The following is a 21674-nucleotide window of genomic DNA, read 5'->3' as shown; positions in this document are numbered from 1 at the left end:
GCTTCTGTTAGTTTATTCTTCGTTGCCCGCGGGGCTGTCCGGGGCGGTATTTGCGTTGTCTTCGCCGGTATTTTCCTCCTCTTCGCTCTTCGGCACGGCGATCACCGATGCGATGGCGTCGTTGCCCCGCAGGTTGATGATCTTGACTCCCTGCGCGGCACGGCCGGTGACGCGGATGTCCGATACCGGGGTGCGGATCGTGAGGCCGGAACGGTTGATGATCATCAGGTCGTTTTCGTCGCTTACGGCCTGGATCGAGATGAGGCGGCCGGTCTTTTCGGTGATTTGGATGGTCTTCACACCTTTGCCCGACCGCCCGGTGATGCGGTAGTCGTCGATGCCTGTCCGTTTGCCGTATCCGTTTTCGGATACGACCAGTATTTCCGGTTTCTGGCCGGGTTCGACGGTCAGCATGCCGACCACTTCGTCGCCTTCGTCGAGGCTGATGCCGCGTACGCCGGCGCCGGTACGACCGATGGCGCGCACTTTTTCCTCTTCGAACCGGATGGCTTTGCCGCCTTTGGCGGCGATGATGATCTGTGCCCCTCCGGAGGTCAGCGCGGCGTCGATCAGCTGGTCGCCTTCTTTGATCGTAATGGCGTTCACGCCGTTCTGGCGGGGACGGGAATAGGCTTCGAGCAGGGTCTTCTTGATGATCCCCTCGCGGGTGCACATCACGATATAATTGCTGTTCACGTATTCCGGATCGTTCAGACGCCGCACGTTGATGTAGGCGCGTACCTTGTCGTCCGGTTCGATCTGGATGACGTTCTGGATGGCGCGTCCTTTGGACGAACGGCTGCCTTCGGGGATTTCATATACCTTGAGCCAATAGCAACGCCCTTTTTCGGTGAAAAAGAGCATGGTGTTGTGCATGGTGGTCACGTAGAGGTGCTCGATGAAGTCTGCGTCGCGCGTGGCGGAGCCTTTCGAGCCTACGCCGCCCCGGGACTGGGTCCGGTATTCGGACAGGGGGGTGCGTTTGATGTAGCCGAGGTGGGAGATGGTGATCACCACGTCTTCGTCTGCGTAGAAGTCTTCCGGGTTGAACTCTTCGGCGGTCAGGACGATCTCGCTGCGGCGTTTGTCGCCGTATTTTTCTTTCATTTCGTTCAGCTCGTCCTTGATGACCTGCATCTGCATCGGTTCGCTTTCGAGCAGTTCGTTGTAGTAGGCGATCATCTTGCGCAGTTCGTCGTACTCTTCCTGCAATTTTTCGTGTTCGAGTCCGGTCAGTGCCCGCAGGCGCATATCGACGATGGCCTGGGCCTGCGCGTCGCTGAGGCTGAAGCGCGAGATAAGGCCGGCTTTGGCTTCGTCGGCGTTTTTGGCGGCCCGAATGATGCGGATCACTTCGTCGATATTGTCCTGGGCGATCAGCAGGCCTTCCAGGATGTGGGCCCGTTCTTCGGCCTTGCGCAGGTCGTATTTGGTGCGGCGCACCACCACGTCGTGCCGGTGGCGGACGAAGTATTTGATGAGCTGCTTGAGGTTCAGCGCCCGCGGACGGCCGTCCACCAGCGCGATGTTATTGACCGAGAAGGTGGATTGCAGCTGGGTGTATTTGAACAGGGTGTTCAGCACTACGCTCGCCACGGCGTCGTGCTTCAGGATGATGACGATGCGCATCCCGTTGCGGTCGCTCTCATCATTGATATACGAGATGCCTTCGATTTTCTTTTCGTTGATCAGGCCGGCGATTTTCTGGATCATTTCGGCCTTGTTCACCTGATACGGGATTTCGGTGATGACGATGCATTCGCGTCCGGAGGGGGTGTGCTCGATGTCGGTCTTGGAGCGGATGACCACGCGTCCGCGGCCGGTTTCGTAGGCTTCGCGCACCCCTTCGTAGCCGTAGATGATCCCGCCGGTGGGGAAGTCGGGGGCTTTGATCTTCTCGATGAGTTCCGAGATTTCGATATCGGGGTTGTCGATATAGGCGTCGATGGCGTCGATGGTGTCGCTCAGGTTATGGGGCGGCATGTTGGTGGCCATCCCGACGGCGATCCCGGAGCTCCCGTTCACCAGCAGCAGCGGGATCTTGGTCGGTAGCACGGTCGGCTCGTAGATGGTGTCGTCGAAGTTCAGGGTGAAATCGACGGTCTCTTTGTCGATGTCGGCCATCACTTCGTCGGTGATTTTTTTCATGCGGGCTTCGGTGTAACGCATGGCGGCGGGGGAGTCCCCGTCCACGCTCCCGAAGTTACCCTGGCCGTCCACCAGCGGGTAGCGCAGCGACCACTCCTGGGCCATGCGCACCATGGCGTCGTAAACCGACGAGTCGCCGTGCGGGTGGAATTTACCGAGCACTTCCCCGACGATACGGGCGGATTTCTTATAGGGCTTGTCGGAATATAGCGAAAGTTCGTTGCTCATCCCGTAGAGCACGCGGCGGTGCACCGGTTTGAGGCCGTCCCGCACGTCCGGGAGCGCACGCGATACGATCACCGACATCGAATAGTCGATGTAGGCGGTCTTCATCTCCTCTTCGATATTGATCCTGATGATTCTCTCTTGCTGTTCTTGCATGGGTTTATGGATTTCGCTTTTCTTGGCTTTTTTAAGCTACTAAGATAGGGGTTTTCGGCGACACTCGCAAATTCCGGACGCTCTTTGCGGACTTGTCTGCCGGGCTATTTGTATAGTGCGACGGGAACGTCGTTGGCCTGAGGAGCGCCGGGAGTGGTCCGTCCTTCGGCGATGGCCCGACCGAGTTTGCGCAGCATCCGGGCGGCGCGTCTTTCTCCGGGAACATAGCGGTTGGCTTCGGCCGGTTCGCCGGGGGCGAGGGCCATGTCGAAAAGCTGCATGCGGGGGGCGTTCGGGGATTCGTCGCCGGGAACGGGGGCGCTCCAGCCTCCGGAACCGGGACAAACGTTCAGTTTCCAGGGGCCTTGCCGGATGGCGAAATAGCCGTCTATGGAGTGGTGTACCAGCAGCCGGTTCCGGTCGGCGCGGCGTTCTTTGCCGCGCAGTATGGCGAGGTGGCTGTAGCTGTCTTCTCCGGCGTTGTCCGGCAGGCGGATGCCGAGCAGATCGGCGCAGGTGGCCATGAAGCCTGTCAGACAGACGGGGGCGTCGCTGCGGCTGCCGGGTTCGATCAGGGCGGGGTAACGGAAAATATAGGGGATGCGGTGCCCGCCGTCGTAAATGTCGGCTTTCGTCCCGCGGTAGATGTAACTGGGATTATGGCCGTGGGTTTTCAGGTTTTTGTAGTTGGCCGACGGGGAGCATCCGTTGTCGGAGGTGAAGACGATCAGGGTGTTGCGTTCGATACCTGCTTCCCGGACTGCGGCCGTGACGCGCCCTACGACGTCGTCCACGTGCAGCAGGAAGTCGCCGTACGGGCCGATGCCGCTTTTACCGGCGAAATCGTCGGAGGGAATGATGGGAGTGTGCGGCGCGGTGAGCGGGAAGTACAGGAAGAACGGCTGTCCGTCGGCGGCGTGCGTCCGGATATAATCGACGGCTTTGTCGGTAAAGTGGTCGAGGGTTTTGGCGATGTCGAAATCTTCGGCGATGGGGCCTCTGCGCCAGAAAGCGTAGCCGTTCCGCCCGTCGATGGTGTCTGTGACGGGCGCCGTTACGCGGCCGTTTTCGATATAGACGTAGGGCGGAATATCGAGCGAGGCGGGCATGATGTAGGAATATTCGAAACCGTTGTCGTTGGGACCGGCGGTAAGCGGCAGGCTGAAATCGACCTGTTCCGGCGCGTCGGTTTTATAGGACCATCCGAGTCCGAGGTGCCATTTGCCGATGCAGGCGGTATGGTACCCGTTCGAGCGCAGCAATCCGGCTACGGTCAGACGGTCGGGTTCGATCAGGGCGGGGCTGTATGACCAGCTGACGCCGGATTGCAGCGATGAGCGCCAGTTGTAACGGCCTGTCAGGATCGAGTAGCGCGACGGGGTAGAGACCGAAGAGGAGGTATGCGCGTCGGTGAAAGAGATGCCTTGCACCGCGAGGCTGTCGATATGCCGGGTGCGGACTTTGCATTCGGGATTGAGGGCGGAAACGTCGCCGTAACCCATATCGTCGGCTAAAATATAGATGATGTTGGGGCTGTCGTCCGGATGGGCCGAAACGGCCGAAGGAAGCAGGGCGGTCAGCAGCAAAGGACGGAGGGAACGGTTCATGTGGCTTAGGTTGGCTAAACAAAGGTAATTGCGATGGCTTTACCCGAAGCAGGACAACGGTTTTCTCCGCCGGCTCTGCGGTACCGCCCGGTACGGGGCCGGAGCGTCGTCCGGGGCGAAAGGGAGCGGACGGGAGATGAAAACGATTGAAAAACGTCCGGATAGAATCGGGTACGATCCATCGTGCTTCTCATACAAAAATACGAAAAAACTCTTCGATTTCGAAGAGTTTTTTCGTATCGTTTTCCTTGTCCGGCCGTTGTCCGGTCAGGGAACGGAGGTTCGATTAGGAACCGAAGTTGTCGTACAGGATATTTTCCGGCGGAACCCCGAGTGAGTCGAGCATTTTCACGACGGCGGAGATCATCATGGGCGGCCCGCACATCAGGTAAATACAATCTTCGGGTGCTTCGTGGTTCTTGAGGTAGTTTTCGTACAGCACGTTGTGCACGAAGCCTGCGGTGTATTTCTCCCCTGCGGCGTCGGCTTCGGGATCCGGACGGTCGAGAGCCAGATTGAACGAGAAGTTCGGGAACTCCTGTTCGATTTCGTGGAACTCGTGGATGTACGGAGCCTCTTTCAGAGCGCGTGCGCCGTACCAGAACGACACGGGGCGTTTGGTCTTTTCGGTCTTGAACAGGTGCATGATGTGGCTGCGCATCGGAGCCATACCGGCGCCCCCGCCGATGAAGATCAGCTCTTGCGTATCGGGCAGGTTGTCCGGCAGGAAGAACTCGCCGTACGGACCTGAGATGGTTACCTTGTCGCCCGGTTTGCGGCTGAAGATGTAGGACGAGCAGATACCCGGATTCACTTTCATGAAACCGCCGGCCGCTTTGTCGAACGGCGGGGTGGCGATACGGATGTTGAGCATGATGATGTTGCCTTCGGCCGGGTGGTTGGCCATCGAGTAGGCACGGAACGTCGGTTCGGGATTTTTGGTGACCAGGTCCCACATCTTGAACTTGTCCCAATCTTCGCGGTATTGCTCTTCGACCTCCATGTCCGAGAATTTGATCTCGTCGTATTTCGGCACGTCGATCTGGATGTAGCCGCCGCTGCGGAATTTCAGTTGTTCGCCTTCCGGAAGTTTTACGACGAATTCTTTGAGGAAGGTCGAGATGTTCCGGTTCGAGATGACTTCGCATTCCCATTTCCGGACGCCGAGCACCGATTCCGGAACCTGGATCTTCAGGTCGTTTTTGACTTTGACCTGGCAACCCAGGCGCCAGTGTTCCTGCTGTTGTTTGCGGCTGAAGAAATTGACTTCGGTCGGCAGAATCTCGCCGCCGCCTTCGAGTACCTGGCATTTGCACATCCCGCACGAACCGCCTCCCCCGCAGGCCGAGGGCAGGTAGATACCCTGTTCGCTGAGGGTAGAGAGCAGGCTGGAACCGGTCTGGGCGGTAATCTCTTTTTCGCCGTTGATGGTGATCTTCACGTCGCCCGACGGGGTGAGCTTCTTCTTGGCGAAGAGGAGCACGGCCACCAGGATCAGCGTGATCACCGCGAAGGCGATGATGGCCGTGACGAGGGTCGGGGTCAGGGCCGCTGCTGAAATGATTGTTGATGATATCATCGTGTCTGTCTGTAATGCGTTAGAGTTGGATGCCGAGGAAGATCATGAAGGCGATCCCCATCAGACCGGTAATAATAAACGTGATCCCGACTCCTTTCAACGGCTTGGGCACGTTGGAGTAGGCGAGTTTTTCGCGGATCGCGGCCATACCGATGATGGCGAGCCACCAGCCGATCCCCGAACCGAATGCGAAAGCGGTCGCTTCGCCGATATTGGCGTAGGCGCGTTCCTGCATGAAGAGCGAGCCGCCCATGATGGCGCAGTTCACGGCGATCAGCGGCAGGAAGATACCCAACGAGCTGTACAGGCCGGGAGCGAATTTTTCAACGACCATTTCCACCAGCTGTACGATCGAGGCGATCACGGCGATGAAGACGATCAGGCTCAGGAAGCTGAGGTCCACGTCGGCCATCGATTCGGACACCCAGCTCAGGGCGCCGGCTTTGAGGACGTATTCGTTGAGCAGGTAATTGACCGGAACGGTCACGGTCATCACGAAGATCACCGCAAGCCCCAGCCCCATCGCGGTCTTGACGGTCTTCGACACGGCGATGTAGGAACACATCCCGAAGAAGAAGGCGAAGACCATGTTGTCGATGAAGATCGACTTGACAAAGATGTTAAGTATGTTTTCCATGATTGATCTCTACTTGATTGGGGTGCGCTATTTCTCCTGCAATTCCTTGTTGCGGCTGCGGTGGATCCAGATGATGATGCCCACGATAATCAGGGCCATCGGAGGCAGGATCATCAGGCCGTTGTTCACGTAACCGTGGTCGTAGCACCACTGCGGGATGACCTGGTAGCCCCAGAGGGTACCGGAACCGAACAGCTCGCGGAAGAAGGCCACGATCAGCAGGATCATACCGTATCCCAGACCGTTGCCGATCCCGTCGAGGAACGAGGGCCAGGGTTTGTTGCCCATGGCGAACGCTTCGAGACGGCCCATCAGGATACAGTTGGTGATGATCAGCCCGACATAAACGGACAGCTGCTTGCTGATGTCGTAAACGAATGCCTTGAGCACCTGGTCCACGAGGATTACCAGAGCGGCGATCACCACGAGCTGCACGATGATGCGGATACGCGAGGGGATGCCTTTGCGTATGAGCGAGATGATCAGGTTGGAGAATGCGGTGACGACGGTTACCGACAGGGCCATGACGAATGCCGGTTTCATTTTGGCCGTCACGGCCAGCGCCGAGCAGATACCGAGGATCTGCACCAGGATCGGGTTATTGCGTCCCAGAGGTCCCAGCAGGGTGTTCATGTTTTTAGCCGAGAAGAGCGGCTCTTTTTCTTGGGTACTCATTATTTGGCTCCTCCTTCCGTATTTTGGGCGGTTGCGGCGCTGTCGGCGGCCGGAACGATTTCAGTCATCGGTACGCTGGTTGCGGTCGACTGTACTTTTTCGAAGAACGGCACGTAGTCGTTCAGACACTCTTTGAGCATGGCTTTGACGCCGTTCGAGGTAAGCGTGCCGCCGGAGATGGCGTCCACGGCCGACGGGTTGCCCGCCGAGGCCCCTTGCCCTTTGAGCAGGTCGATCGATACGAACTCGCCCTCTTTGTTGAAGATCTGTTTTCCGACGAATTGCGCCTGGAACGGCTTGCCGGAGATTTCGGCGCCCAGGCCGGGCGTTTCGCCTTTGTGGTCGAATACGGCTCCTTCCACGGTATTGCAGTCCGCGTTCAGGGCGACGTACCCCCATACGGCTCCCCACAGGCCTTTACCGGTCATCGGGATGACGTATTCGGTCCGTTTGCCGCCGTCTTTCGAGACCGTGGCTTCGAAGACCGGCATGGCGGTACGGGAGGCGAATACGGAGGGCAGGTCGTTCAGCGACGCCAGCACCTGCTCGGTCGTGGCGTCCGTCGCGTTTCCGGTGGAATCCACGAAGAACGCTCTGGTGATGTATTTCGCGAATTCGGTCTCGATGTATTTGTTTTTGTCCGGTGCCGTCGCGGCTTCGCTGCCTTCCCCGATCGTGCTGAGGATGGCGCCCATCTTTTCGGTCTTGACGTTGGCCTCCTGCATGGGTTGCAGCTTAATGGCGGCAAAGGAAAGCACCGCGGCGACGACAACCACCAGGATGGTCGCGTAGGCGACTATATACGTATTGCTTTGCTTGTTCATTGTCTCGGTAGTGAAATGTTATGCGTTGGCTTTGGCCCGTTTCAGACGACGTTTGATGTTGCCCTGGACGACGTAATAGTCCACCAGCGGCACCATGGCGTTCATGAACAGGATGGCGAGCATCATGCCTTCCGGATAACCGGGGTTCAGCACGCGGGTCATGACGCACAGGACGCCGATCAGGAATCCGTAGATCCATTTGCCGCGGTTGGTCTGCGCCGCGGTTACCGGGTCGGTGGCCATGAAGACGGTACCGAAGGCGAAACCGCCGATAATCAGGTGATACCAGGCCGGAATGTCCATCAGCACGTTGGCGCCGATCAGGTTGAACAGGCCGCCCATGACCAGACCGCCGAGCACGCACGAGAGCATGATGCGCCATGAACCGACGCCGGTCCAGATCAGGACGAAGGCGCCGATCAGGATGGCCAGCGTGGAGGTCTCGCCGATGGAGCCGGGAATGAAGCCGTAGAACCAGTCGATCGGGGTGGTGCCCATGCTCCAGTCGATGGACTGGGCGCCTTCCGAGAGAGCGGCGGCCGCATCGGAAAGCGGGGTGGCACCGGAGTAACCGTCCACGGTCGAAAGACCGTTTTTCAGGCCGGCCACCCAGACTTCGTTACCGGAAATGGAGGTCGGGTAGGCGAAGAATACGAAAGCGCGTGCCAGCAGTGCGGGGTTGAAGATATTCATCCCCGTGCCGCCGAACATCTCTTTGCCGACGATCACGGCGAATGCCGTGGCCACGGCGATGATCCACAGCGGGCAGTCTACCGGCATGATCATCGGGATCAGCAGCCCGCTGACCAGGAATCCTTCATTGACCTCTTCGTGGCGGATTTCGGCGAAGATGAATTCGATGCCGAGGCCCACCACGTACGATACGATGATGATGGGGAGCACTTTGAGAAAGCCGAACCAGAAGTTTTGCATGACGGTGGCTTCCACGCCCTGGGCGAGGTTGTGCTGGTACCCTACGTTGAACATGCCGAAGAGCAGGGCCGGCAGCAATGCGACGATCACGACGGTCATGGTCCGTTTCAGGTCCATGGCGTCGCGGATGTGCGCTCCTTTTTTCGTCACGGTGTTCGGCACGTAGAGGAACGATTCGAACGCTTCGAAAGTGGAGGCGAACCTGCCGTACTTTCCGCCCCTTTCGAAGTTGGGCTTTATCTTGTTCAGATAGTTTCTTAATCCTTTCATACTGCGCCGTTAGTTGAGTTCTTTTATCATCAGTTCGATCCCTTTGCCGACGATGGCCTGCCATTCGTTCTTAGAGGGGTCGATGAATTCGCACAAGGCTACGTCCTCTTCGAGGATTTCGTAAATGCCGAGGTTTTCCATCTTGTCGATGTCGCCCGCCAGGATGGCTTTGATCAGGTACAGGGGGTAGATGTTCATCGGCATCACTTTGTCGTAGATGCCGGTCTGTACGAACGCCCGGTGCCCGCCGTTCATGTTGGTGTCGAGGTTGTATTTCTTCTTGGGGAAGAGCCACGAGAAGTAGCTGTGCGATACGGAGAATCTGTCCAGCCGCGGCATGGCCCAGCCCAGGAATTCGTATTTGTTGCCTTCCGGGATGACGGTGATCTGGTTGTGGTAGAAACCGAGGTATCCTTCCACGTTGTCCGGGGCGACTTTGATGCCGGTCAGCGGGTTGCCGCTGATGATGCGCACGTCGTGTTTTTCGCCTTCGGCCTGCGGGCGCAGGTTGCCGTCCGTTACCGACGAGATCAGCGCGCCGCTGACGACCTTGAAGTAGCGGGGTTTGGCCACTTCCGATCCGGTTAGGGCGACGACTTTGCCCATGTCCACGGTACCGGTGAGGAACAGGCGCCCGATCATGGCCACGTGTTGCAGTTCGACGGTCCAAACTATGTCCCCTTTATTGATGGGGTCGATCTGGGAGATCTGAACGCCGACGTTGCCGGCCGGGTGCGGCCCTTCGATATGGTGCACTTCGGCCTGTTTGACGCGGCTGAGCACGCCCGCGGTGGTGTCGGTGCCTACGGTCAGGTGCACTTTGCCGTCGGTCAGTTTTTTCAGCACTTCCAGGCCGGCGATGATATTCTCGCCTTCATCCTGCACGAGGAAATTCAGGTCGGGAGCCAGCGGCGCCGTATCGAGTCCCGATACGAAAACGGCTTTCGGGACTGCGTCCGTGCGGGCGATGACCCCGAATGGCCGCTGGATGATCATGGGCCAGAAACCGGCCCGCAGCAAGGTTTCTTTTGCGCGTTCCCGGCTGAGTTCCGCGATGGGGCATACGTCAAAGTTTTCGCTCTGATTCTGTCCGTCGGGAGTCACCACGACACTCAGGATTTTGCGTTTCTCGCCGCGGTTGACTGCGCTGACCTCGCCGCTGACCGGCGAGGTGAAGAGCACCTCGGGGTTCTCTTTCGAGAAGAAGAGCGGGCTGCCGGCTTTGACCTTGTCACCAACCTTGACCAGCAGCTTGGGGGTCACACCGCGGTAGTGGTCCGGCACCAGGGCGTAGCTGGCGGCCGTCGCGCTTTTGGTGAGCACCCGTTCGGCGGCGCCGACCAGGTTAATGTCGAGACCTTTGCGTAGTTTGATTACTTTCGACATGTTGGTTATTGAGTTGTTGTTTTGAAATGTCTGTCTCTGGCCGGTTTCAGCGGGCGTAACGGTAGGTCGTGCCGTCGGCCCCTTTCACGTCGAGTTGCGCGGGGGCGTCGGGATCGGACAGCGCGTCCACGCGGCCGACGATCCGGGCCTCCACGCCCAGCGATTCGGAGATGCCGATGATGTCGCCGGCCGTTTCCGGGGCGACGTAGAGTTCCATCCGGTGGCCCATGTTGAAGACTTTGTACATCTCTTCCCACGGCGTGCCGGATTGTTCCTGGATAATGGCAAATAAGGGAGGAACCGGGAATAGGTTGTCTTTTATAATGTGCAATCCTTTGCCTGCGAAGTGTAAAATCTTGGTTTGCGCCCCGCCGGTGCAGTGGATCATGCCGAGGATGTTCCTGCGCCCCACCTCTTTCAGAATACGGGTGACGACGGGGGCGTAGGTACGGGTCGGGGACAGCACCAGCCGTCCCATATCCATGCCGTCGGGTATGCCGGCCCCGTATGCGGCCGGCACCGGATCGGTCAGGCCGAAAGAGCCGGTATAGACCAGATCGGCCGGAATGCCTCCGTCGTAAGTTTCCGGGTATTTTTCGGCCATTTTTTTACCGAACACGTCGTGGCGGGCGGAGGTCAGCCCGTTGCTGCCCATACCGCCGTTGTACGAGGTTTCGTATCCGGCCCGGCCGTAGGAGGCGAGGCCCACGATCACGCAGCCCGGGGCGATATTCGCGTTGGTGATTACGTCCGTCCGACGCATCCGTGCGGTCACGGTGGAGTCTACGATAACGGTCCGCACCAGGTCGCCCACGTCGGCGGTTTCGCCGCCCGTGGAGCGGATATTGACCCCGTAGTCCCGCATGGTTTGCAGGAACTCTTCGGTGCCGTTGATGATGGCGGAGATCACCTCGCCGGGGATCAGCCGTTTGTTGCGCCCGATGGTCGAGGAGAGGATGATATTGTCGGTAGCCCCGATGCAGAGCAGATCGTCGGTGTTCATCACCACGGCGTCCTGGGCCACGCCTTTCCATACGTCGGTGTTGCCGGTCTCGCGCCAGTATGCGTAGGCCAGCGACGATTTGGTCCCGGCGCCGTCGGCGTGCATGACCAGACAGTGGTCTTCGCTGCCGGTGAACCAGTCCGGTATCACTTTGCAGAAAGCTTTGTCGAACAAGCCTTTGTCGATGTTTTTGATCGCTTTGTGGACGTCTTCTTTGCCGGATGAAACTCCGCGGCCCGCGTAACGTGAATGGTCTGCCATTGGGTATGCCGTTTTTTTGACGTGCGCAAAGTTATTCAATTTTTTCTTTTTTCGTGTGAATAATTTAACAGTTGCTGATTATTTTATGATTTGTCTGAATTTCAGTCAGCTGCGTCGGGGCGGCGCCTGTCTGGAAGAGGGGCGTGCGCGGCGTTCCGTTCCGGGGCGGCCTGTGCGATCGCGGCGGAAAATGGGTATATTTGCGAAAAACAGAGGTTACGCATGACGACGGGTACCAACAGGCAGGAAGCGGTTTTCGAATTAGTCCGCGGGATGAGCAAGGCCGAAAAGCGGAATTTCAAGCTTTTCGCGTCGCGGAGCGCGGCGAATCAGGACGCGAAGTTCATCGCCTTGTTCGACGCGTTGGATTCGCTCGACGAATACGACGAGGCCAAAGTACTCAAAAAATCGGGTATCCGGAAGGAGCAGTTGCCCAACATGAAATCGTACCTCTACCGGCAGATTCTGGTAAGCATCCGATTGCTCAACGTGCAGCATGTGGGGGTGATGGAAATCCACCAGACGATCGACTTCGCGCGGATTCTGTACGACAAAAGCATGTTCCGCCAGGCGTTGCAGATGCTGGACAAGGCCAAGAAGATGGCGCTGGAATACCGGAACTTCACGTTGGCCCTGGAAATCGTGGAGTTCGAAAAGCGGGTCGAGTCGCTGCACATGAACCGCAGCGCCACGGATCGGGCCGAAAGGCTGAGCGACCAGGCCGAGGCGCTTTCCGAAAGGATCTCCAATATCAACGAGTTGTCGAATTTGTCGGTGCAGCTTTACAGCCTCAATCTGCAACTGGGGTATGTCCGCAGCGCGAAAGACCGCAAGCTGGTGACCGATTTTTTCAAGTCGAAACTGGAGGGGTACGACGACCGGGGAATGAGTTTCCATGAGCGGCTCTATCTGTATCAGGCCCGGATGTGGTACAGTTATATCCGGCACGATTTCGTGATTTGTTACCGATATGCGCTCCGTTGGGTCGGGTTGTTCGACGAGAAGCCGGAGCTGATTTCCCCCTATTACGACCATTATGTGCGGGCGGTGGCCCGGCTGCTGGACGTGCTTTTCATGACCCGCCGCCACGATCAGATGGTGCGGGTGATCGGCAAGTTCGAGCGGCAGTTGCCGAAGATCAGGCCGATGACCGACAACCTGATTATTTTGTCGAATCTCTGTCTGTTGCAGGCCAAGATCAATGTCCATTTTCTGGAAGGGAGTTTCGCCGAAGGGGTGGAGCTGGCTGCTCAGGTGGACGATTTTCTGGCCCGGTACGGCCGCAGTGTGGACGAACATTACCGGATGCTGCTTTCGTACAAAATCGCGTGTCTCTATTTCGGTAACGGGGACTACAAGAAGTGCATGGGGTACCTGCATGCGATCATTTCGATTCCGAACCCGCAGTTCCGGCGCGATTTGCAGGTTTTCGCCCGTATCCTGCACCTGATCGCCTCCTACGAGGCGGGGGACGACTATTCGTTGGAATACCAGATCAGGAATGTATATGCTTTCGTTGTGAAAATCAATGATATGCACTCCGTTCAGCATGAGATCATCACGTTCCTGAAACGGATACCGCATACCTATGCGTCGGATTTCAAGGGCGAGCTGACGCGGCTGTACGAGCACCTGAAACCGTTCGAGACGCACCCTTACGAGCGCCGCCCGTTCTTTTATCTGGATATCATTTCGTGGCTGGAGAGCAAAATTCGGAATATCCCGATCGCCGAAATCATCCGGCAGAAGTATCTGGACGAGAGACGGAAACGGTAACGGCGTGCGGCGGGGGAGGCGGAGTATCGGGACCGAATGAAAAGCGGCCGTTTTGCATAGGCAAAACGGCCGCCGGTTCGCTGGTTGCGTAAGGAAAGTTATACCAACCGTTTGATAAGCGCTTCGCGTTCGCCGTACAGATAGTCGATCAGCGGGATCTCGATCATCGTGTAGGCTCCCGGTTTCTGGAGCAGCGACGCACGCGCCGAAGCGACCATGATCTGCGCCGTCAGCGCCGGGTTGTTGATGCTCATGTTGAATTCGAAACGCTGGTTCGGCGTTTTGCCCGATACCCCTTTGCGGGTCAGGTTCACTCCGTGGCCCATATCCAGCAGGCTGTCCACCGATTCTACCTGCATCACGTGCGTTTCGTCGTGCACGAAATAGGGGTCGGCCTTGATTTTGGCGGCTACGTCTGCGAAATCGTACCCCTCTTTCACTTCGATATAGACCATCCGGCGGTGGATGCCCGTACCGGTCGGAATCGTCATCGACAGGGCGGCCTGCACCCCGTCGATCGCTTTGACGGCCACCGTATGTCCCATGCTCATACCGGGACCGAAGTTAGTGTAGGTCAGCCCTTTCGGGGCGCAAACCTCCAGCAGGGCCCGCACCATCGAATCCGTGCCGGGGTCCCAGCCGGCGGAAAGTACCGCTACGGCCGCGTGTTTGCGTGCCGAGGCGTCCAGCGCCCGGCGCGTTTCGACGATGTCGGTGTGGATGTCGAAACTGTCCACGGTGTTGATACCCAGCGCGAGGGCTTTTTCTGCATATTCCTGAGCGCTGCGGCTCGGCGTACAGAGGATGGCCACCTGCACCTCTTCGAGGGTTTCCAGCGAGGTCGTCACCTTGTAACCGGCCAACCGGGCCGGCACGTTCGACGCGTCGCGCCGGACGATGCCCGCGATTTCGAAATCCGGCGCCGTCTCCAGCGCATCCAGCACATAATGGCCGATATTCCCGTAACCGACGATGGCTGCACGTATCTTTTTCATTTTCCTGTAAGTTTTTGAATTTTCCGAATACAAAGAAAATGAATTCGCCGCTTTCCGCCATAAGCGGAATGTGAAAAAAAGTTATCTTTGGACGGACCAAAATCGAGATGTCATGTCTATGATATTCAAATTCAGAATGCTCAGCGACGAGGCCGAGGATTTCGTGAGGGATTACGAAGTGCCGTACGATATGAACCTGGCCGATTTCCATACCTATCTGCGCGAGTCGGTGGGATACAGCCCGGCCGAAATGGCTTCTATTTTCACTTCGGACGCCGAGTGGGAGAAGCTGCGCGAGTTCACTTCCGAGGATATGGGGCTCGACGGAGAAGGGAGCGGTTCCGACGTTCCGCTGCCGATGGAGCGGGTGTCGCTGGGGCAGATCATGCACGAAAAATTCGGGCGGCTGATTTACGTTTTCGATATATTTAACGAACGTCAGTTTTTCATCGAACTGATCGAGACCAAATTCGCCGAAGACGGGGTGGAATACCCGCGTATCGTGACCGAGGAGGGCGAACCGCCTCTGCAATGCCGGGCGGCGGAACGGGAACCGGACGGGCGGTCGATGTTCGACGAGGCGATGGACGAATTCGGCGATTTTCAGGGCGATGACAATTACGACGACGAATAGGCGGCTGATCGTCGTACAGGGGCCTACGGGGGTCGGCAAGACCGCTGCCGGCGTCGTCCTGGCCGAACATTACGGGATTCCGGTCGTTTCGGCCGATTCGAGGCAGGTGTACCGGGATATGGAGGTGGGGACGGCTGTCCCTTCGCCGGCCGAATGCAGAGGTATTCCCCATTATTTCATCCGGAACAAAAGCATACACGAATCCTTTACGGCGGGGGATTACGAACGGGAAGCGCTGGTATTGCTGGAAGAGAAACTGTTCCCGGAAACGGCCGACGTCCTGCTGGTGGGCGGTTCGGGACTTTATGTGGACGCCTTGCTGGGCGGGTTCGACGACCTGCCGGAATCCGATCCTACCCTGCGGAGCGTGCTGGTTGCCAGGCCCTTGCCCGACCTGCTGGAGGAACTGGAGCGGCTCGACCCGGACTATTATGCCGTCGTAGACCGGAAGAATCCGCAGCGCGTGGTGCGAGCGGTGGAGGTGTGCCGGTTGAGCGGCAGACCTTATTCGGCGCTGCGCAGCGGTTCGGCCAAACGGCGGAGTTTCCGGACGGTGAAGATCGGCATCGACCTGCCGCGCGAGGAGCTGTACCGCCGGATCGACCTGCGGGTGGAGGAGATGCTCCGGCAGGGGCTGGTCGCCGAGGCCGAAACGCTCTATCCCTATCGCGCGTTGCCGGCTTTGCAGACGGTCGGGTACCGGGAACTTTTCGACCACTTCGACGGTAAGATTTCGCTGGAGGAGGCCGTGGAACTCATCAAACGGAATACGCGCCGGTATGCCAAACGGCAGCTGACCTGGCTCCGGCGCGATCCGCAAATCCGCTGGTTCGGCCCGTCCGAAACGGCGGAAATGATCGCGTATATCGATGGGAGTCATTAAGATACTTTTTCAGGGTCGCCCGGTGGCGTGGCTGCGCCTGCGTACCGGAGAGACCGGCGGGGGCGGGATGCCGATCCGCTGCGTGAGGCGGAAATTCCTGTTACGCGGATCGGAATACCGGGTGGTGCTGAAAACGGACGCCGTGCGGAACGGGTTGCTCGTGCGGGAAGATACCTGGGTCGTATCGCTCCATCCGGCTACGCGGGAGAATTTCGAACTTTTCATGGGAAACTGGTACCGCCGTCAGGCCCGGAAAACGTTTCGGGAAGCCGTGAACCGCTGGTTGCCGATGTTTCGCGAGGCAGGCTATGCGATTCCCGCGCCGAAGCTGAAAATTTATGCCATGCGGCGGGCGTGGGGGCGGTGTTATTATACGAAGGGATTGATTACCATGAACCTGCATCTGGTCAAAACGCCCCAACCCTGTATCGATTATATCGTCCTGCATGAGTTGTGTCATTTCGTGGTCAGCAATCATTCCGCAGATTTTTACCGGTTGGTGGAGTCTTTTATGCCGTTGTGGCGCGATGCGGACAGGTTGCTGAAAAACTTTGCCCGCGAGCGGAAAATTATCCGCTGACCGGGGAGTCCGTTTTGCGTTCGCGGCCGGCACTCGTGCCCCGGCGGGAGTCCCCTGTCGCGCCATAGAGTCGGCTGGAAAGCATGTAGCCCGATGCGGGATAGAGGCGTATATCATTGCTTCTTTTTTATGATTCGCGCTTCGCGGTGAACGGGGAAAAAACTACCTTTGTGAGGAAACCTATCAGCCAAGAAAAGAAACGGTTAAAATGTCGGAATTTACTCATCTACACGTACATACGCAATATTCCATCCTGGACGGGGCGGCCGCGATCAAGAAACTGCTGGCCCGGGCCAAAGAGTTGGGAATGACCTCGCTGGCCATCACCGACCATGGCAATATGTTCGGGGTAAAGGAGTTCCATAACGCGGCCCATGCAGCGGGAATCAAACCGATTCTGGGGTGCGAGGTCTATGTGGCGGCCCGCAGCCGTTTCGACAAAACCGAGAAAGAGGACCGCAGCGGCGACCATCTGATCCTGCTGGCCAAGAATCTCGAAGGGTACCACAACCTCATCAAACTCGTCTCGTATGCGTGGACCGAAGGGTTCTATTACAATCCGCGTATCGATAAAGAACTGCTCGAAAAATATCACGAAGGCATCATTTGCTGTTCGGCCTGTCTCGGCGGCGAAATCCCGCAGCGCATCATGAAAGGGGATCTGGCGGGGGCGGAGGCGGCCGTGAAGTGGTTTCACGACCTGTTCGGCGACGATTATTACCTGGAATTGCAGGCTCACCGGACGGGCGATCCGCAGCGGGACGCGAAAGTTTACGACCATCAGGTCGCGGTGAACAAAGCGCTGCTCGAACTGGCCGGAAAGCACGGCATCAAATATATCGCGACCAACGACGTGCATTATATTCTGGCGGAGGATGCCGCCGCGCACGACCGACTGATTTGCCTGAGCACGGGGCGCGATCTGGACGACCCGCAGCGTATGCGTTACACGGGGCAGGAGTACCTGAAAAGCTATGACGAGATGGCGGCGCTGTTTCCCGACCATCCGGAGGCCCTGGCCACCACCCGGGAGATCGTCGCCAAGATCGAGGATTATTCGCTGAGCCACAAACCGTACATGCCGAACTTCCTGTTGCCGGACGATTTCGTGGTGGAATTGGAACCGCTTAAGAAGTCGATCGCGGTGGGGTTGGGCAAGATATACAAGGACAAACCGGACGAATTGGCAGCGATGACGGCGAAGGTCGATGCGTGCGCTTCGGAAGCGGAGATCGGCGCGATCGGCGAACAGGTAGCCGACCTATTGCTGACGGCCCGGCAGTATCTCTATCTGCGGCATATCGTTTGGCAGGGGGCCGAAAAACGCTATCCGGGCGAAAAGCTGACGGACGAGATCCGGGAGCGGATCGATTTCGAATTGAAGACGATCGAATGGATGGGGTTCCCGGGTTACTTCCTCATTGTGTGGGACTTTATCCGGGCCGCGCGCGAGATCGGCGTGTCAGTGGGGCCGGGCCGCGGTTCGGCGGCGGGGTCTGTGGTAGCCTATTGTTTGAAGATCACCAATATAGATCCGATCGAATACGACTTGCTGTTCGAGCGTTTCCTCAATCCGGAACGCATCTCGCTGCCCGATATCGATATCGACTTCGACGAAGACGGGCGCGAGGACGTGATGCACTACGTGGTGCAGAAATACGGTCAGAAGCGGGTGGCGCACATCATCACGTTCGGTACGATGGCGGCCAAATCGTCGATCAAGGACGTGGCGCGGGTGCAGAAACTGCCGCTGCCGGAGAGCGACCGGCTGTCGAAACTGGTGCCGGAAAAACCGGGGACGACGCTCGAAAAAGCGTACAAGGAGGTGCCGGAACTGGCGGCGGAACGCAATTCGGAAAATCCGCTGATCCGCGACACGCTGCGCTATGCCGAAAAACTGGAAGGTTCCGTGCGCCAGACCGGGGTGCATGCCTGCGGGATCATCATCGGGCAGGACGACCTGGAGAAGTTCGCGCCGATCTCGACGGCCAAGGATGCGGAGCTGTTCGTAGTGCAGTACGAAGGGAGCCTGGTCGAAGACGCCGGCCTGATCAAAATGGACTTCCTCGGGCTGAAAACGCTCTCCATCATCAAGGATGCGGTGCAGAATGTGAAGGAATCGAAAGGGATCGACCTCGACATCGACGCCATCCCGCTCGACGACAAAAAGACTTTCGAGCTTTATTCCAACGGCGAGACCACGGGGCTGTTCCAGTTCGAATCGCCGGGGATGAAAAAGCACCTCAGAGCCTTGCAGCCCAACCGGTTCGAAGACCTGATCGCCATGAACGCCCTTTACCGGCCGGGGCCGATGGAATATATCCCGAACTTCATCGCGCGTAAGCACGGCCGGGAACCGATCACCTACGACCTGCCGGATATGGAGGAATACCTCCAGGATACCTACGGTATCACGGTTTACCAAGAGCAGGTGATGCTGCTCTCGCAGAAGCTGGCCGGATTTACCAAAGGGCAGGCCGATACGCTGCGAAAGGCGATGGGGAAAAAGAAAAAGGACGTGCTGGACAAGATGAAGGGCGATTTTCTCGACGGGGCTGTGGCTCACGGGCACGACCGCGCGGTGTGCGAAAAAATCTGGGGAGACTGGGAGGCGTTCGCCTCGTATGCGTTCAACAAGTCCCACTCGACGTGCTATGCTTACGTGTCGTACCAGACCGCTTACCTGAAAGCGCATTATCCGGCCGAGTTCATGGCGGCGCTCCTGAGCCGGAACCTGTCGGACATCAAGAAGATCAGTTTCTTCATGGACGAGTGCAAACGGATGGGGGCTCCGGTCAAGGGGCCGGATGTGAACAAAAGCCGGCTGCATTTCTCGGTGGACAGCGAACAGAATATCCGCTTCGGCATGGGGGGAATCAAAGGTTTGGGCGAGAATGCCGTGCAGGCGATCTTGGACGAACGGCATGCCAACGGCGACTTTCAGGATATTTTCGACTTCGTGGAGCGGGTCAATTTGCAGACGGTCAATAAGAAGAATATCGAATGCCTGGCGCTGGCCGGCGCGTTGGATTCCATCGCTCCGTTCCACCGGAGCCAGTTCTTTGCGTTGGATAATAAAGGGGCGTCGTTCATTGAGTCGCTCATCCGGTACGGCAGCCTCGTGCAGGCCGAACGGGCGCAGAAACAGAACAGCCTGTTCGGGGATATGATGTCGGACGTGATGGTGCAGAAACCGGAGATCCCGTGTGCCGAAACGTGGGGCAAGCTCGAAACGCTCGAAAAGGAGAAAGCGGTGGTGGGCATCTACCTCTCGTCGCATCCGCTGGACGATTACCGCATTCTGATCGAAAAATATTGTTCGAACACGGTGAGCGAACTGGACGATTTGCAGTCGATGCGCGAGCGCGACTTCACGGTGGCCGGAATGGTCACTTCGGCGCAGTACCTCACGACGAAGACGGGGAAACCTTACGGCCGTTTTACGATCGAGGACTTCAGCGGCAGCCACACGTTCACCCTCTGGAGCAAGGACTGGGAGACCTTCCATTCGTTCTGTTTCGAGCAGAACTCCATACTGATCAAAGGCCGGGTGCAGATGAGCCGTTTCCGGCCGGGCGAAATGGAAATCGCCATCAAAAGCATGAAGAGCCTTGCGGAGGTGATGGAAAGCGATATCCGGGAACTGGTAGTGACGGTGCCGGTTCGGGACCTTTCGACCGGGTTCATTACCGATCTGTCGAGTACGGCGGCCGCTTCGGCCGGGCCGGTATCGCTGCTGTTCCATATTTTCGACCCGGACAGCGGCGTGAAAGTGGCATTGCGTACCCGTACTCCCAAAATCGAATTGAACGCCCAGGTGGTGGGGCTGCTGGACGATTACGGTTTCAAATACCGGATAAATTGATTAGATTTGTATGCTTTTTGCATATTGGGGAACACAAACTTCAGATTAGATAACTCTTTAAAAAGAATTCATTATGGCATTAGAGATCAATTCGGCCAACTTTAAGGAAATTATGGCTTCGGACAAACCGGTGGTAATCGACTTCTGGGCCGAGTGGTGCGGTCCGTGCCGCATGGTGGGGCCGATCGTGGAGGAACTGGCGAACGATTATGCCGATAAGGCGATTGTCGGGAAATGCGATGTGGACTCGAACGACGAAATCGCGGCCCAGTTCTCGATTCGGAATATTCCGACGATCATTTTCGTCAAAGGCGGCCAGGTGGTGGATAAGCAGGTCGGCGCCACGACCAAGGCGGCGTTGGCGGAAAAACTCAATAAACTGTTGTAACCGTCCGTAGGGAGACGATTCGGAAAGGCTTGCCGGTATTTGGTGCCGGCGGGCCTTTTTCGTATCCGATTATATTCACAGCCGTCGGGGGGGCGCGGGCCGAAAAAATATCAACGAAAACTAATTGGTATATCGAAACATAATAGGGTTTCCTTATATTTATCCCACGGTTTTCCGCGTGCGGCCGGTCGGGTACGAAACGGAGGAAGGCGGCCGAGGAACCTGTATGCCGATTCAACCACTATGGAGGATATTGTCGAAGGACGTTGCGGGTGGGCCGGAACGGACGAACTGTATGTGAAATACCATGACGAAGAGTGGGGCCGGCCGGTTACCGACGACCGGGTGCTGTTCGAGTTCCTGACGCTCGAAAGCGCGCAGGCCGGATTGTCGTGGATTACGATTCTCCGCAAACGCGAGGGGTACCGTAAAGCCTTTCATCGCTTCGATGCGGAAAAAGTGGCACGGATGACCCCCGACGATGTCGAACGGCTCATGCGGTTCGAAGGGATTGTCCGGAACCGGCTGAAAATCGAGAGCGCCGTTCGTAACGCGAAATTGTTCACGGCCGTTCAGAAAGAGTTCGGCAGCTTTTACGAGTACGTGTTGTCGTTCTTTCCCGACAGACGGCCGATCGTCCACAGATTCGGTACGTTGGGAGAGGTGCCCGCCACATCGCCGGAGTCGGATGCGATGAGCGCGGATATGAAAAGACGGGGATTCAAATTCTTCGGTTCGACGATTTGTTACGCTTTTTTGCAGGCAACGGGTTTCGTGGACGACCATTTGGAAGGCTGCCGCTGCCGGGCGGGAAAATAAGCGCCGGGGCTGCGCAAACCGAAAGAACAG

General features: G+C 57.7%; 17 protein-coding genes. 7 read left to right on the top strand and 10 right to left on the bottom strand.

Features of this window, described 5'->3' with window-relative positions; genetic code table 11:
- Nucleotides 1-12 precede the first annotated feature (12 nt).
- The 9 genes from gyrA to RIKMI_RS0112325 form a co-directional block, all read right to left on the bottom strand.
- Nucleotides 13-2529, bottom strand: coding sequence for a DNA gyrase subunit A (gene gyrA / locus RIKMI_RS0112365; protein ID WP_027291881.1), 2517 nt, complete (start codon nt 2527-2529; stop codon nt 13-15).
- Nucleotides 2530-2633: 104 nt separating this feature from the next.
- On the bottom strand, nt 2634-4136 hold the full coding sequence (locus RIKMI_RS0112360) for a sulfatase family protein (RefSeq protein WP_027291880.1): 1503 nt from the start codon (nt 4134-4136) through the stop codon (nt 2634-2636).
- A 286-nt stretch (nt 4137-4422) separates the two neighbouring features.
- The gene (gene nqrF, locus RIKMI_RS0112355) at nt 4423-5715 is read right to left on the bottom strand and encodes an NADH:ubiquinone reductase (Na(+)-transporting) subunit F (RefSeq protein WP_051214545.1); all 1293 of its coding nucleotides are present in this window, start codon (nt 5713-5715) and stop codon (nt 4423-4425) included.
- A gap of 19 nt (nt 5716-5734) precedes the next feature.
- A complete protein-coding gene (gene nqrE, locus RIKMI_RS0112350; protein WP_027291878.1) occupies nt 5735-6352 on the bottom strand; it encodes an NADH:ubiquinone reductase (Na(+)-transporting) subunit E in 618 nt (205 codons plus the stop codon).
- A 27-nt stretch (nt 6353-6379) separates the two neighbouring features.
- On the bottom strand, nt 6380-7027 hold the full coding sequence (locus RIKMI_RS0112345) for an NADH:ubiquinone reductase (Na(+)-transporting) subunit D (protein WP_027291877.1): 648 nt from the start codon (nt 7025-7027) through the stop codon (nt 6380-6382).
- Nucleotides 7027-7851 carry an NADH:ubiquinone reductase (Na(+)-transporting) subunit C gene (nqrC, locus tag RIKMI_RS14140; RefSeq protein WP_084135304.1) on the bottom strand — a complete coding sequence of 275 codons (825 nt, stop codon included), beginning with the start codon at nt 7849-7851 and terminating at the stop codon, nt 7027-7029. The genes RIKMI_RS0112345 and nqrC overlap by 1 nt, the downstream gene beginning before the upstream one ends.
- Before the next feature lie 18 nt (nt 7852-7869).
- The gene (locus RIKMI_RS0112335) at nt 7870-9054 is read right to left on the bottom strand and encodes an NADH:ubiquinone reductase (Na(+)-transporting) subunit B (protein WP_027291876.1); all 1185 of its coding nucleotides are present in this window, start codon (nt 9052-9054) and stop codon (nt 7870-7872) included.
- A 9-nt stretch (nt 9055-9063) separates the two neighbouring features.
- The gene (locus RIKMI_RS0112330; RefSeq protein ID WP_027291875.1) at nt 9064-10440 is read right to left on the bottom strand and encodes a Na(+)-translocating NADH-quinone reductase subunit A; all 1377 of its coding nucleotides are present in this window, start codon (nt 10438-10440) and stop codon (nt 9064-9066) included.
- 46 nt (nt 10441-10486) lie between these two features.
- Nucleotides 10487-11704, bottom strand: a complete 1218-nt coding sequence (locus tag RIKMI_RS0112325; protein WP_027291874.1) for an AIR synthase related protein — start codon at nt 11702-11704, stop codon at nt 10487-10489.
- A 222-nt stretch (nt 11705-11926) separates the two neighbouring features.
- Between RIKMI_RS0112325 and RIKMI_RS0112320 the strand changes: the two genes are divergently transcribed.
- The gene (locus RIKMI_RS0112320) at nt 11927-13480 is read left to right on the top strand and encodes a M35 family metalloendopeptidase (RefSeq protein WP_027291873.1); all 1554 of its coding nucleotides are present in this window, start codon (nt 11927-11929) and stop codon (nt 13478-13480) included.
- A gap of 98 nt (nt 13481-13578) precedes the next feature.
- Here the strand turns inward: RIKMI_RS0112320 and RIKMI_RS0112315 are convergent, their stop codons facing one another.
- Nucleotides 13579-14475 carry a diaminopimelate dehydrogenase gene (locus RIKMI_RS0112315; protein ID WP_027291872.1) on the bottom strand — a complete coding sequence of 299 codons (897 nt, stop codon included), beginning with the start codon at nt 14473-14475 and terminating at the stop codon, nt 13579-13581.
- A 112-nt stretch (nt 14476-14587) separates the two neighbouring features.
- On the opposite strand from RIKMI_RS0112315, the gene RIKMI_RS0112310 reads away from it, so the two are divergent.
- From RIKMI_RS0112310 to RIKMI_RS0112285, 6 genes are all read left to right on the top strand, one after another.
- On the top strand, nt 14588-15109 hold the full coding sequence (locus tag RIKMI_RS0112310) for an IS1096 element passenger TnpR family protein (protein WP_027291871.1): 522 nt from the start codon (nt 14588-14590) through the stop codon (nt 15107-15109).
- A complete protein-coding gene (miaA, locus tag RIKMI_RS0112305; protein WP_037291984.1) occupies nt 15087-15992 on the top strand; it encodes a tRNA (adenosine(37)-N6)-dimethylallyltransferase MiaA in 906 nt (301 codons plus the stop codon). Before RIKMI_RS0112310 ends, miaA begins: the two co-directional genes overlap by 23 nt.
- Entirely contained in the window at nt 15979-16572 is a 594-nt protein-coding gene (locus tag RIKMI_RS14460) for a M48 family metallopeptidase (RefSeq protein ID WP_051214544.1), read from the top strand. Before miaA ends, RIKMI_RS14460 begins: the two co-directional genes overlap by 14 nt.
- A 208-nt stretch (nt 16573-16780) precedes the next feature.
- The gene (gene dnaE / locus RIKMI_RS0112295; protein WP_027291869.1) at nt 16781-20437 is read left to right on the top strand and encodes a DNA polymerase III subunit alpha; all 3657 of its coding nucleotides are present in this window, start codon (nt 16781-16783) and stop codon (nt 20435-20437) included.
- A 73-nt stretch (nt 20438-20510) separates the two neighbouring features.
- Nucleotides 20511-20825, top strand: a complete 315-nt coding sequence (gene trxA, locus RIKMI_RS0112290; RefSeq protein WP_027291868.1) for a thioredoxin — start codon at nt 20511-20513, stop codon at nt 20823-20825.
- Between the two features lie 243 nt (nt 20826-21068).
- Complete coding sequence (locus tag RIKMI_RS0112285) at nt 21069-21644, top strand: DNA-3-methyladenine glycosylase I (protein WP_027291867.1); 576 nt, start codon at nt 21069-21071, stop codon at nt 21642-21644.
- The last annotated feature ends 30 nt before the right edge of the window (nt 21645-21674 follow it).

Origin of the sequence: Rikenella microfusus DSM 15922 (genome assembly GCF_000427365.1) — a bacterium.
In the GTDB taxonomy this organism is placed as follows: Bacteria; Bacteroidota; Bacteroidia; order Bacteroidales; family Rikenellaceae; genus Rikenella; species Rikenella microfusus.
This window is presented reverse-complemented; position numbering and strand designations above follow the sequence as displayed.

What these genes read in the sequence shown, in the direction of transcription:
- gyrA (WP_027291881.1), bottom strand. Translation starts at nt 2,529, where the DNA reads ATGCAAGAACAGCAAGAGAGAATCATCAGGATCAATATCGAAGAGGAG.
- RIKMI_RS0112360 (WP_027291880.1), bottom strand. Translation starts at nt 4,136, where the DNA reads ATGAACCGTTCCCTCCGTCCTTTGCTGCTGACCGCCCTGCTTCCTTCG.
- nqrF (WP_051214545.1), bottom strand. Translation starts at nt 5,715, where the DNA reads ATGATATCATCAACAATCATTTCAGCAGCGGCCCTGACCCCGACCCTC.
- nqrE (WP_027291878.1), bottom strand. Translation starts at nt 6,352, where the DNA reads ATGGAAAACATACTTAACATCTTTGTCAAGTCGATCTTCATCGACAAC.
- RIKMI_RS0112345 (WP_027291877.1), bottom strand. Translation starts at nt 7,027, where the DNA reads ATGAGTACCCAAGAAAAAGAGCCGCTCTTCTCGGCTAAAAACATGAAC.
- nqrC (WP_084135304.1), bottom strand. Translation starts at nt 7,851, where the DNA reads ATGAACAAGCAAAGCAATACGTATATAGTCGCCTACGCGACCATCCTG.
- RIKMI_RS0112335 (WP_027291876.1), bottom strand. Translation starts at nt 9,054, where the DNA reads ATGAAAGGATTAAGAAACTATCTGAACAAGATAAAGCCCAACTTCGAA.
- RIKMI_RS0112330 (WP_027291875.1), bottom strand. Translation starts at nt 10,440, where the DNA reads ATGTCGAAAGTAATCAAACTACGCAAAGGTCTCGACATTAACCTGGTC.
- RIKMI_RS0112325 (WP_027291874.1), bottom strand. Translation starts at nt 11,704, where the DNA reads ATGGCAGACCATTCACGTTACGCGGGCCGCGGAGTTTCATCCGGCAAA.
- RIKMI_RS0112320 (WP_027291873.1), top strand. Translation starts at nt 11,927, where the DNA reads ATGACGACGGGTACCAACAGGCAGGAAGCGGTTTTCGAATTAGTCCGC.
- RIKMI_RS0112315 (WP_027291872.1), bottom strand. Translation starts at nt 14,475, where the DNA reads ATGAAAAAGATACGTGCAGCCATCGTCGGTTACGGGAATATCGGCCAT.
- RIKMI_RS0112310 (WP_027291871.1), top strand. Translation starts at nt 14,588, where the DNA reads ATGTCTATGATATTCAAATTCAGAATGCTCAGCGACGAGGCCGAGGAT.
- miaA (WP_037291984.1), top strand. Translation starts at nt 15,087, where the DNA reads ATGACAATTACGACGACGAATAGGCGGCTGATCGTCGTACAGGGGCCT.
- RIKMI_RS14460 (WP_051214544.1), top strand. Translation starts at nt 15,979, where the DNA reads ATGGGAGTCATTAAGATACTTTTTCAGGGTCGCCCGGTGGCGTGGCTG.
- dnaE (WP_027291869.1), top strand. Translation starts at nt 16,781, where the DNA reads ATGTCGGAATTTACTCATCTACACGTACATACGCAATATTCCATCCTG.
- trxA (WP_027291868.1), top strand. Translation starts at nt 20,511, where the DNA reads ATGGCATTAGAGATCAATTCGGCCAACTTTAAGGAAATTATGGCTTCG.
- RIKMI_RS0112285 (WP_027291867.1), top strand. Translation starts at nt 21,069, where the DNA reads ATGGAGGATATTGTCGAAGGACGTTGCGGGTGGGCCGGAACGGACGAA.